This is a genomic window from Nocardia tenerifensis NBRC 101015 (genome assembly GCF_000308715.1).
Taxonomy (GTDB): Bacteria; Actinomycetota; Actinomycetes; order Mycobacteriales; family Mycobacteriaceae; genus Nocardia; species Nocardia tenerifensis.
The window spans coordinates 1-8,429 of record NZ_BAGH01000538.1 but is presented as its reverse complement, the minus strand read 5'-3'; the positions used below and the strand labels follow the sequence as shown (position 1 = coordinate 8,429).

Sequence of the window (8,429 nt, the reverse complement as noted above, 5' to 3'; positions counted from 1 at the left end):
GACCGATCCGCCGGTGCTCGCGGTCAAGGTGCAGGAGATCTTCGGCTGGACCGACGCGCCCCGCCTGGCCGGCGGCCGCGTCCCGATCGTGCTGCACCTGCTCTCACCCGCGCAGCGCCCGGTCGCCGTCACCGCCGATCTGGCCTCCTTCTGGCGCACCGGCTGGCCACAGGTCCGCGCCGACCTGCGCGGCCGCTACCCCAAACACGCCTGGCCGGAGGACCCGGCCACCGTGCCGGCCCACCGCGGCACCGCACGCAATGCGGGGCGTGGGTGACGAACGCCCAATCCGCGCAACGACTTTCGTAGCTCACGCGGGTTCGGGGAGGTGGCCGAGGCGGCTCAGCACGCGCTCGCGCAACATCAGATACTCCTGCCACCGATACCGCGTCGGCCCGGGCGGGCGTTCGACCACCCGGACCGCCGAGATCGTCTGCCCCAGCCGGAACTGATCGCGCGTCAGATCCAGCTCGATACCGCTCGCCAACCGGTTCCACCAGTGAAACCCCTGCTGCTCTCCCGCGAGCCACACCTCACCGACCATCAACTCCCCGCCGAACAGGTCGTGCACGAGCAGCGCGGTCACGTCGCAGTGTCCCCACGCCGGGTTATCCGCTTGCCAGCCAGCCCTTTCCAGATCATCCGGCGAGCAGGTGTCCGCCGCCCAGCAGGCCCGGATCGCGTCTGCGATCTCCGTCAAGTCCCACGTCCGCATCCCCGAAGCATCGCATCTCGACCCGGCAACGGCACTGTCGAAAGCCGTGGGGCGCACGTAAAATGGGCCTATCACCTTGGGGGCGCAAGGAGGGGCCATGTCGGGTCCGCGATTTTCCGAACACGGTCGGCGTCGATCCGTCCGGCTGATTCGAGCCGCCACCGTCGTGGCGGTGCTCGGCGGTCTCACCCTGACTCCCACCGAGGCCGGCGCACAGCCCTATCCGATATACGGCGCGATACGGGTCGAATACGACGAGGCCGGCGGGGTCACGTTCTTCGGCGTCGCCTTGAATCCGGAGTCCGACGCCGCGCGCGGCGGGCGCTGGCAGGAGTTCGAGCGCGACAGCTCGATCTATTGGCACCCACTGGTATCCGACGGACACGCCAATCAGATCGGCGGCGCCATCCGCGCCAAATGGGCCGAACTCGGCTGGGAGAACGGCGCATTGCGCTACCCCACCACCCGGGAACTGCCGACCCGTAAACCCGGTCGCTTCAACCATTTCGAGGGCGGCACGATCCACTGGTCGCGGGCGACCGGCGCGCACAACACCTGGGGCGCGATCCGCGACAAGTGGGCGACCCTGTCCTGGGAGGACGGCAAGCTCGGCTTCCCCGCCACCGACGAGTTCCACGCCAAGAACAACGGCGCGGGGCAGCATTTCGAGGGCGGCTCCATCTACTGGTCCGCCGACACCGGCGCCCGCGTGATCAGCGGCGCGATCAGAGACATCTGGGCGAGCCAGAATTGGGAGAACGGCCGCTACGGTTACCCGATCAGCGACGAATACGACTACAACGGCGGCCGGGCACAGGATTTCCAGGGTGGTCGCATCGAATGGTATCCGCCGCGTTGAAATTCTCGGCGTTCGTCAACGATCCGGGGTGAGCGGCGGTTTGAGGTCCAGCACGGGTGTCCCGTCGAATGCCTCCAGATTCCGGACGTGGATACGCGTGCCGGTGATGGCGAGAATATGGACGTGGTGCAGCCCGATCGGGTTGGGCCGGTGCGGCGCGCGGGTGGCGAAGACGCCGGTGATCGGCCGGGTGGTGTCGCCGCGCGGATGGACGGTGAGCGTATCGCGGTCGGCGCGGTCGAGCCAGGTCAGCACGAGCACGTCCGTGCCGGCGGTGAGGCCGTCCAGGGCCGCGGCGTAGCGGTCGTCGAGGACCAGCCAGGCCTGCGGGGCGCCCTCGTCGGGCTGGCGTGGCGCGTCGCCGAGTTCGGTGAGTTCGGATTCGACGTGCCCGATCGGGTGCAGCAGGTAGTTGTTCACCTCGGTCATCCTGAAACCTCGAGCGCACTGTAGGTCAAGAGTGCTCGGCGGCCGTATTGTCTCGCGCGGAACGGCGGATCACGCGCGTTGACGGCCGCCCGGTTTCGTGTGATGGGACACGGTAGTAAACCATCGGGCGGCCCTGAGGCACAATGTGACCGTGAGCGACTTGCAGGGCCCCGGCGACAACAGGTTCGATGCGGTGGAACGGTTGCGCAGGAACCCGGAGGGCAGGAAGGCCGCCGACACCGGGTCCTGCGAGGCGGGAAACGCCACGTCCAAGCTCATTCGGCTGCCGCATCGGCCGCGGCGGATGACCGACAGCGCCGGCGACCGGCCGCGTAAGACCTGGCAGCCGGAGGGCCCGTCCGCCTTCGATCCCGCCCCGACCAGGCCCGTCATGCGCTCCGAGCTGCAACGCGAGACCGGGGCATGGCCCGTCGCCTTCGCTCCGGGGTGGCAGCCCACGTCCGACGACGCCGCGGACCGGGCCGAACACGACGGAAGTGTCATCGATTTCAACGCGTTGCGCCGGAAGCGGGCCGGTGGTGAGGCGCCGGCGTCGGGTATTCGGCGCGTGGCCAAGCCGCGTCGAATCGACCCGGGTAAGTCTTGATCCGCAGGGCGGTTTCCCGCCCGTTCTAGCGGTTTCGCGAATCGGTTTCACCGCTTATCTCGCATGTAGTCCTCGGCGGACCCAGGCCCGAAGATGTTACGTAAATCATACAGTATCAGCCTCGTATCGTAGTGTTACGCTTCTCGTACTATATGACTCTCGAACGGGACACCTCATGTACCTCGTAACCGGAGCGACCGGCGTCATCGGCCGCCCGCTCGTCCAAGCGCTGCTCTCCGAAGGCGCGGGGATCCGTGCCGTTACCCGCGACGCTGACCGCGCCGACTTCCCAGACGGTGTGGAACCTGTTGCGTCCGAAGCGATCCGGCGAGCGCTGCGCGGCGTTCACGGCCTCTTCGTGCATCCTCGCGCCGCCGAGGACGACCTCGGCAAGCTCCTGCGGCTCGCCGCCGAGGAGGGCGTGCCGAAGGTGGTCGTCATGTCGGCGATCAACGTCGACGATCCCTTCGATCATCAACCGTCGCGCTACAACGGCGACCGCAACACCGAGGTGGAGCGCGCCGTCACCGCGAGTCCGCTGCCGTGGATCGCGGTGCGGCCCAGTTCTTTTGCGATGAACACCCTGGCGATGTGGCGCGGCCAGATCGCGTCCGGCGCCGTCGTCCGCGGACCCTACGGCAGCTTCGCCGAGGCGGTGATCCACGAGCGCGACGTCGCGGAGGTCCTCGCGCGTGCGTTGATGGACGACGGTCTGCTCGGCCGAACCATCTCCATCACGGGGCCCCAGGCGCTCAGGCTGGACGAGATGGTGCCCCTCATCGGCGCGGCGATCGGCAGGCCGCTGCGGTTCGAGGAGGTCCCGGCCGAGGCCGCGGCCCAGGGGATGATCCGCAACGGCCTCGACGAGAGGTTCGTTCGAGCGCTCATGGCGCGGTACCGGCGCGAGCTGGAGCGGCCGCCCACGGTGACGGCCGAGGTCGAGACGATCCTCGGCCGCCCCGCCCGCACCTTCGCCGCGTGGGCCGGCGACCATGCGGGTGAGTGGTCATGACGAAATACACACGCTTGGTCAGCCTGCTGTTCACCGGTGTCTTCGCTGGATTCCTCACGGGCGTAATGATTTTGGAGCTGTCTCTGCGCGAGTTCGACGGAATCGTCTACACCCAGGTCAGACTGGTCGAGCTCGACTCCCTCGACCGGCTCGCCGTCGTCACGCTCTTCCCGGCCCTGATCGCGACGGCGCTCCTGACCTACCGCACGTTCCGAACGAACACCCGATGGTTGACGGTCGCCGCGCTCGCGCTGCTGGTCCTGCTCTTCGCCCTCACGATCGCGGTCAACCTTCCGATCAACATCGACCAGGCCGACTGGAGCGTCCAGTCCCCACCCGCCGACTGGTCCTGGGTCCGGGATCGCTGGCAGATCGCGCACGCCGTCCGCACGACGGCCGCGCTGCTCGCCTTCGGATGTCTCGCGTTCGCCGCGGTCCAGCCCAGCCGAAGTCGTTGCGGCGCCGGGCTATTCCGTTCGCCTTTCGATGAACGTGAAAACGGCTCCGCCATAACATGATCCGGCAACGAACGGCAACCCCTGAATAGCATTGGCACGCGGTGTTCCGCGAGCGGTCGCAAAACCTTGCGGAACAGACTGCCAGGTGCAAAAATTCATTGGATCCTGGATCCAATCTCAAATCCGGTTGGCATGCAGAGCGATCCGACCACTCCGTCCCGACGTCGAACACTGCGTTGAGGCGTGGCCGAAGGGGGCAACCTGTGGACATCGATGCTTTTCTGGCCGAGCCCGGGCGTAGTGACGCGACCAACGACGTTCGGAAGCTGATCGACCAGCTCGATATTCAGTACATCTATGTGCAATTCGTGTCGGTCACCGGTCGGGTCGTCGGCAAGGGCATGCCCGCCTCGCGCTGGGAGGACCTGGCGACCCGCGGCGTGCAGATGGTGTACGGGGCGGTCGCCAATGTCGCCACCGACCGGCGCGGCCGCTACCTCGGCTACGGCCCCGAGGCGTCGGAGCTGATCGCCATACCGGAGCCGGAGACCTTCGCCCAGCTGCCCTGGGACGGCCGGGTCGCGCGGGTCTTCGCCCGCCTGTTCCGCAATCGCGAGGAGGTCGAAAACCCCGGCGCCGCACTGTCTTCGGACTGCCGGGGCAACCTGGCCCGGTTGCACGCCGCGTTCACCGACCGGCACGACATGCACCTGCGGGTCGGCACCGAGCCCGAGATGATGTGGCTGCGCCGCGACGCCGACAACGCGTTGGTCGGCGTGTCCAAGCCGTACTGCTACCACGTGGACCAACTCGAGGAGCTCCGCGACATCAGCCTGCGGGTGCTGACCTACGGCCGGGCACTGGGTTTGGACATGATCCAGGGCGACCACGAGGACGCGCCGGGCCAGCTCGAGCTGAACTTCCGCTTCGACGATCCGCTGCGCAACGCCGACCGGCTCATCACCTACCGCCAGATATGTCGCCAGGTGGCACGGGAATTCGGCGTGATCGCCTGCTTCATGACCAAGCCGTTCCCCGGTCTGTCGGCCTCCGGCTGCCATCACAACCTCTCGCTCTGGCGCGGCGGCGAGGACGAGACCGTCGCGATGGCGACCGATACCACCGTGCCCGGCGTGCGGCAGTACCGCGCGGGCGGGGTGAACCTGCTGACCGACGGGCGAGTGCCAGGCGCAAACCCTCAGCGGCTCAACGGTATCGGCGAACGCATGGTGGGCGGGGTGGTCACCCATCTGCCCGCGCTCACCGCGCTCGCCGCCTCGACGGTGCACTCCTACCGGCGCATGTGGGATACCGGGTTCTGGGCGCCGCTGACCGCCGGCTGGGGTTTCCAGAACAGGACGTGTGCGGTCCGGGTGTCGGCGCCCGACCGGGTCGAGTATCGCGCGGCCGACTCGATGGTCAACCCGTACCTGATGGCCGCGGGCCTGCTCGCCGCGATGGACGACGGCCTGGCCAACGACCTGAATCCCGGCCCGCCGTCGAGCGCCAACACCTATGACAGCGCACCGGAGCAGCAGCGGAGCCTGCCGATGAATCTCGGTGCGGCGCTTGCGGAATTGGACGCGGACGAGGTCGTGCGCGCGGCGCTGCCCGGCGATATGTACCGCGTATACACCGCGCACAAACGCGATGAATGGGAACGATTTCTGGCCACGACCAGCGAGTGGGATTTCGACTTCTATCTCGACTACGTGTCGTGACCTGTCCGCTCGGTATCGGGACCGGGCGGCGACCATAGAAGAGGATTACGATGACGTCATCTATTCATACCGAACTCTTCGGCGCCTTACCCGTCGACCGTTTCGCCGACGATCCGGTGGTCATGCTTCCCGGCAGATCGACGGCGGATCTGGCGCCGGATATCGGCGCCGGATTGGCCGAGCTGGCGGCCGATTTCGATGATCTGGGCGACGACCGCTGGCTGCAAACGGAGTATGTCTTCCGGAAACGCCGGTTCAGCCTTTTCGCGGCGGACACCGCCGAGCGCCGGATCGAGAAGCTGGAGCACCGGGCGTTCTATCAGGAGGCGGAGGTCAATCCGTACGCGGGCGGATTCGAGCGGAAATTCGAGCCGCTGGCCGAGCGCACGACCCGGAATCCTTTTCTGCACCAGTTGATGTGGGACGTGCTGGCGGTACTTCCGGAGGCCAGGGTGAGCGCGGCGCGCCACTGGGAGATCGGGGTGCATCTGCTGCGGATCGTCGCCCTCCCCGACAAACCCGGATATCCGGCGCCGGAGGGCATGCACCACGACGGGCACGCCTTCACCTCGATCTCATTGATCAATCGGGTGAACGTCGCGGGCGGGCGCAGTCTGTTCGCCGATCTGGATCGCGTGGTGTATCGCAAACTCGAATTGGAGGCGCCGATCGACACGGTGGTGTTCGAAGATCCGCGCTGCCTGCACGACGTGACACCCGTGACGGTGGCCGACGGCGCGACCGTCGCCACCCGTGATGTCTGCGGTTTCTCGCTGAATCCGCTTCCGGTCGAGTCTCGCTCGGACCTACCGGCCGCCGCCGGGCAGGCCCGATGACCGAAATGGCCACCGCCCCCACGCCGGAGCTGCGGGCGGCGGGGACCCATCTGCTCGTCGACCTCATCGGCGCGAGCCGCCTCGACGACCCGGCGCTCATCGAGCAGGTGCTGCGCGAGTGCGTCCGGGCCACGAAGGCCTCGCTGCTGTATATCTACGTGCACCATTTCGGCGGCGCCGGCGGGGTGACGGGCGTCGCGGTCCTCGCGGAGTCGCATATCAGCATTCACAGCTGGCCCGAGCACGATTTCGCCGCGGTGGACGTCTTCACCTGCGGTACCACCGACCCGGAGATGGCGATTCCGGTGCTCGAGGCGAACTTTCGGCCGAAACGGGTCACCGTGCAGTGGTTGAAACGCGGGCGCGCCGCGTTCGCCGCGGCGAACCAGTTCGCCCCGATAACGGCCGAGACAACATCGCAGTAGCGCGAAGGAGACATCATGTCGGAGAACGGGAATCGCCGTGAACTCATGCGACACGTGTACGTGGACATCTGGATCGGTGAACTGTGGAACCACGGCGACCCGGCGGGCAGCCGCGTGCTGTCGGAGAATTTCTTCGACCATCGCCCCATAGACGCGTTCCCGAATACGAAGGACGGGCACGTGGCCATGGCGATCGACTGGAATCAGGCCTTTCCCGACTTCACCTTCGTCATCGAGGAGGTACTCGTGGACGGCGACAAACTCGTTGCCAGATACAACTCCTCGGGAACGCATACCGGCGTGCTCTCCGGAATCGCCGGGACCGGGCGCGCGGTATCGCTGTCGGGGATCGATATCATGCGCTTCGACGCCGACAACCGCCTCGCGGAGTGGTGGCACAACGAGGATATGTACGGTCTGATGCAACAAATTACGGAGTAGCACATGGAGCAGCGCCGGTACTTCGAACAACTCGACGCCATCGATCCACTGCTCGACCTGCGTGCGCTGTTCGACCTGCGAGACGATCGCGTGTTCTTCAACGGGAATTCGCTGGGGCCGCCGCCCCGCGCGACCGCCGACCGGCTCGACGAGGCCCTGCGGCGCTGGCGCGACGATATGAACGCCGGCTGGTGGGATCACCAGTGGTTGCAACTGCCGACGGTGACCGGCGATCGCATCGGCGCGCTGCTCGGCGCGGCACCCGGTCAGGTCGCCGTCGGGGAGTCCACCTCGGTCAATCTGTTCAAATTGCTGTGCGGCGCAATGGAATTGCAAACCGATGCGCGGTCAGTGATCCTCACCGACCGCGACAACTTCCCGAGCGATCTGTACATCGCCGACGGTGTCACGCGGTACGTTCACCGGCAGGCGACCGTGCGCCGGGTGCCCACCGAGGAGATCGGCGAGCACATCGACTCCGACGTCGCGGTGGTCATGCTCAGCCACGTCGATTACCGCACCGCGCAACTATTTCCGATGCGCGAGATCAACGAGCGGGCGCACGACGCCGGAGCCCTCGTGCTGTGGGACCTCTCGCACAGCGCGGGCGTCGTGCCTCTCGAATTGGACGCCGCGGGTACCGATCTGGCGGTCGGCTGTGGGTACAAGTACCTCAATGGCGGACCGGGCGCGCCCGGATACATGTACGTCGCCCATCGGCTGCTGCCGCGCTTCGAACAGCCGGTCACCGGCTGGCTGGGGCATACGCGGCCGTTCGACTTCACCCCCGGCTATGCCCCGGATCCGGGCGCGGCCCGCCTGACCACCGGCTGCCCGCCGCTGCTGAGCCTGCTCGCCCTGGACGAGGGCGTCCAGCTCACCGCGCGGGCCGATCCGGCGGCGGTGCGCGCCAAATCCCTAGCGCT

Annotated in this window: 12 protein-coding genes; 10 read left to right on the top strand and 2 right to left on the bottom strand. The window is 67.2% G+C overall.

Annotated elements, in window-relative coordinates; genetic code table 11:
• A partial coding sequence (locus ON39_RS35675; RefSeq protein ID WP_040740754.1) for an ATP-dependent helicase C-terminal domain-containing protein occupies nucleotides 1-277 on the top strand: 277 nt, incomplete at its 5' end.
• 33 nt (nucleotides 278-310) lie between these two features.
• Here ON39_RS35675 and ON39_RS35670 read toward each other — a convergent pair.
• Nucleotides 311-700, bottom strand: coding sequence for a YunG family protein (locus tag ON39_RS35670; RefSeq protein ID WP_211336390.1), 390 nt, complete (start codon nucleotides 698-700; stop codon nucleotides 311-313).
• 112 nt (nucleotides 701-812) lie between these two features.
• Between ON39_RS35670 and ON39_RS35665 the strand changes: the two genes are divergently transcribed.
• Nucleotides 813-1,574 carry an LGFP repeat-containing protein gene (locus ON39_RS35665; protein ID WP_083894885.1) on the top strand — a complete coding sequence of 254 codons (762 nt, stop codon included), beginning with the start codon at nucleotides 813-815 and terminating at the stop codon, nucleotides 1,572-1,574.
• A gap of 15 nt (nucleotides 1,575-1,589) precedes the next feature.
• On the opposite strand, the gene tsaA is transcribed toward ON39_RS35665, so the two are convergent.
• Entirely contained in the window at nucleotides 1,590-2,003 is a 414-nt protein-coding gene (tsaA, locus tag ON39_RS35660; RefSeq protein WP_040740752.1) for a tRNA (N6-threonylcarbamoyladenosine(37)-N6)-methyltransferase TrmO, read from the bottom strand.
• 151 nt (nucleotides 2,004-2,154) lie between these two features.
• Between tsaA and ON39_RS35655 the strand changes: the two genes are divergently transcribed.
• The 8 genes from ON39_RS35655 to ON39_RS35620 form a co-directional block, all read left to right on the top strand.
• A complete protein-coding gene (locus tag ON39_RS35655; protein WP_146251240.1) occupies nucleotides 2,155-2,610 on the top strand; it encodes a hypothetical protein in 456 nt (151 codons plus the stop codon).
• A gap of 175 nt (nucleotides 2,611-2,785) precedes the next feature.
• A complete protein-coding gene (locus ON39_RS35650; RefSeq protein ID WP_040740750.1) occupies nucleotides 2,786-3,622 on the top strand; it encodes an SDR family oxidoreductase in 837 nt (278 codons plus the stop codon).
• Nucleotides 3,619-4,140, top strand: coding sequence for an anthrone oxygenase family protein (locus ON39_RS35645; protein WP_174412607.1), 522 nt, complete (start codon nucleotides 3,619-3,621; stop codon nucleotides 4,138-4,140). Before ON39_RS35650 ends, ON39_RS35645 begins: the two co-directional genes overlap by 4 nt.
• 203 nt (nucleotides 4,141-4,343) lie before the next feature.
• The gene (locus ON39_RS35640; protein ID WP_040740749.1) at nucleotides 4,344-5,801 is read left to right on the top strand and encodes a glutamine synthetase family protein; all 1,458 of its coding nucleotides are present in this window, start codon (nucleotides 4,344-4,346) and stop codon (nucleotides 5,799-5,801) included.
• Nucleotides 5,802-5,851: 50 nt separating this feature from the next.
• Nucleotides 5,852-6,637, top strand: a complete 786-nt coding sequence (locus tag ON39_RS35635) for a 2OG-Fe dioxygenase family protein (RefSeq protein WP_040740748.1) — start codon at nucleotides 5,852-5,854, stop codon at nucleotides 6,635-6,637.
• Entirely contained in the window at nucleotides 6,634-7,062 is a 429-nt protein-coding gene (speD, locus tag ON39_RS35630; RefSeq protein WP_063713430.1) for an adenosylmethionine decarboxylase, read from the top strand. The genes ON39_RS35635 and speD overlap by 4 nt, the downstream gene beginning before the upstream one ends.
• 15 nt (nucleotides 7,063-7,077) lie before the next feature.
• The gene (locus ON39_RS46360; protein WP_051187519.1) at nucleotides 7,078-7,503 is read left to right on the top strand and encodes an ester cyclase; all 426 of its coding nucleotides are present in this window, start codon (nucleotides 7,078-7,080) and stop codon (nucleotides 7,501-7,503) included.
• A 3-nt stretch (nucleotides 7,504-7,506) separates the two neighbouring features.
• Nucleotides 7,507-8,429: aminotransferase class V-fold PLP-dependent enzyme (locus tag ON39_RS35620; protein ID WP_040740747.1), on the top strand; the 923-nt coding region annotated here is incomplete at its 3' end.